The following is a 1,454-nucleotide window of genomic DNA, read 5'->3' on the forward strand; positions in this document are numbered from 1 at the left end:
GTTATAATACTCTATTGTGTCCGCCTGTCTGCCTTTTAAGATAAGTTCGGAACGAAATCTTTCCAAAGCAAAGTCGAGAAGTATCTTTTTCATTTGTTATGCGTTCCTTTCGGCATCTTTATTGAGAAGTTGTTGTATTATGTATTTGCTGATTATGCGCATATTCCCATTTTTTACATTTGAAATAAGACTGTCTAATTCATAATGCGAGGAAACAGGGTTTTCATATAGTTGAAGCTCGGCTATTATGCGCCTGTATTCTTCGGCAACCTCGGAGTCTATGGAGTCGTCTTTGCCGAGCCGAGAAAGAACTCCGAGGCATTGATAAGCTCTATGTTTTTTGTAAAGAGCAAAATACAATGTTTTGAACTGCGTGTAATCGAGGGCGCACATAGTGTATTTTGTAAGTTTAGTAACGTATTTGAGAACTTCGTGCCATTCGTCGCCTTCTATCATATCCAACATGCAACTGTAACCGAGCTTTACGGAATTTATGGAAGCAAGATTTACTTTTTGATTGTTGTATGCCAAATACGCTATTTTTTGCAAGAGAATTTCAAAATCCGAAAATTTGCGGGGCGGGAGGTTCGGCTGATTACGATTATACGAAAACTTATTTATATGCCTTTTAATCAAATTAAGCCCCTTTTTAAGTATAAATACGAAATGAAAGTGAGGGTGATAGGTCTTTTCGTTTACCACGATTTCCAAACAACGTATTCCGCCTATGTAGCCCAATTGCAAAAAGTCTATACCGGCAATCTTGGCGTCCCCGCGTAAATAGCGAGTGACTTGCCGAGCCAAAGTAAAGAAATTATCCAATGTTATATCGAGCTTATTGCCCGAACAGTTCGGAACAGTTATAACGCAATGATATAAATCATGCGTTTTTTGATAATTTTCCAAAACAGGAGTTAATCGCTTTATTCGCGAAGCCTGCCGCAAATGATTGCAGTTGGAGCAAAACATGTTATGACAAAGCGAAAGCGATTTGCGGTCAAACACACGGCGAAGCGCATACCAATCGCCAAACCAATGCTTTGAACAATTTCTTATACTGTCGGCAGTATTATAATGCTTTTGTAAGTTTGTTTCGTCCCCGAGCCTTATGTAATAGTCGGCAAAGTCATCGTTGAAATATAATCTGCGCTGTATGTCGTCAAGATATGCTTCGGTAACTTGAACAGTATCCGGTATTTCATGTACGGGATTTTGCAAAGCGGCAATTCGGTCGGACTTTTTGAGCGCATTCGTTTCAGCAAGTTTGGCGCGTAATTCTTTAACTCGTAAATTTTGCTCTCTGAGCTGTGCATGCGATACACACTTTTTAACCGCTTCTCGAAACTTATAAAAGCCCATTGTTGCCTCCGTTTTATATGCTCGCGTGGCGAGTTAGTTCTATAATATCGAGGTCGGGGGACGGGGGGGGGGGGGGGGGGGGGGGGGGGGGGGGG

1 protein-coding gene is annotated in these 1,454 nt (G+C 41.3%); it reads right to left on the reverse strand.

Annotation, left to right across the window (positions count from 1 at the left end; translation table 11 throughout):
- Positions 1–96 precede the first annotated feature (96 nt).
- A complete protein-coding gene (locus NFR55_RS10450; RefSeq protein WP_251548855.1) occupies positions 97–1,359 on the reverse strand; it encodes a rep family protein in 1,263 nt (420 codons plus the stop codon).
- Between the last annotated feature and the right edge of the window lie 95 nt (positions 1,360–1,454).

Origin of the sequence: Pumilibacter intestinalis (assembly GCF_943193005.1) — a bacterium.
GTDB lineage: Bacteria > Bacillota > Clostridia > Christensenellales > Pumilibacteraceae > Pumilibacter > Pumilibacter intestinalis.